This window comes from Microcoleus sp. PH2017_35_SFW_U_B, from assembly GCF_020737865.1.
Lineage (GTDB): Bacteria > Cyanobacteriota > Cyanobacteriia > Cyanobacteriales > Microcoleaceae > Microcoleus.
The window spans coordinates 1-1,198 of the sequence record NZ_JAEQDE010000015.1; the positions used below are offsets into that span (position 1 = coordinate 1).

1 pseudogene is annotated in these 1,198 nt (G+C 45.6%); it reads left to right on the forward strand.

Annotation, left to right across the window (positions count from 1 at the left end):
* Positions 1 to 78: 78 nt before the first annotated feature.
* A pseudogene (locus JGK36_RS00120) lies at positions 79 to 1,193 on the forward strand (ISAs1 family transposase).
* Positions 1,194 to 1,198 lie beyond the last annotated feature (5 nt).

The window sequence follows — 1,198 nt, forward strand, 5'->3', positions numbered from 1 at the left end:
CAGGGCTATTTCGTTCTAGACAGTAGACAGGGTTTAGGTTTAGAGTTTAGAAGTCGGATTCACCCTAACTTATGATTTATGAGTTCCCTAGCAATTGTAGAAGCATTTTCGGAATTACCCGACCCACGGCGTGGAGCGGGCTGTCGTCATGAGTATGCGGTCTGTTTAGCGTTATTTACCCTGGCGATTAGCGCAGGATGTGGTGGTTTTCTAGCCATCGGGGATTGGTTAAAGGCTTACCGCGAACCTCTGATTGCGCTGTTTGGGTTCCCGAAGCATGGGATTCCTTCCTACAGTACGCTTCGTCGGGCGTTACTGGACTTGGATTATCAATCCTATGGCGCTTGCGTCGCTTCTTTCTGCAAAATTGAACCGAAAAGAGGTGAAACCATTGCCTTAGATGGAAAAGTCCTCCGTGGCTCTTACAACATTGAAACGGGTGATAATCGGACCCCATCCCATCCAGCGATTCAATTGGTGACGGTCTACTTGGTCGAACGAGGACTGATTTTAACTCCCCAACAAGTGGATTGTAAAACCAATGAAATCAAAGCGATTCCACCCGTTTTGGAAGCCTTGGCCCAACGGGGAGTCGTCTTTGCCTTCGATGCCTTGAATACTCAAAAAAAACTTGTGAGCTAATTATTGAGTCTGGGAATGACTATCTCGGTGCCTTAAAAGGGAATCATAGCCATTTTCATGAGCAAATTAAGGAGAAATTTCAATCAGAATCCCATATTAATACCGTTGAAACGGGCCACGGACGAGTGGAACGACGAAGTGTGAGTTTGTGGACAGGCTGGCATGGACTATCGGAGAGCGAAGACTGGGCCGGACTACGAATTATCATTCGAGTCACGAGTTATCGACACCTGTTAAAAGGTAAATATATTCAAATCAAGAAGCCTGAAACCAGGTACTACATTAGTTCATTGGATGAAACGGTGGAACAATTTGCAACTAGAATTCGCGATTACTGGGGTGTTGAAAATAAGGTCCACTATGTCCGAGATGTGACTCAAGGAGAAGATGCTTCTAGAGTTCGAGTTGGCGATCTCCCAGCCATTTTTGCAATTGCTCGTAATTTAGCACTCAATCTTTATCGAGAAGCTGGAGAAACAAATATGGCACAGGCACAACGGCTCGCTGGCTATGGTCTAGACGTTTTGAAGAAGCTGTTTAGAATGAAATAGCCCTG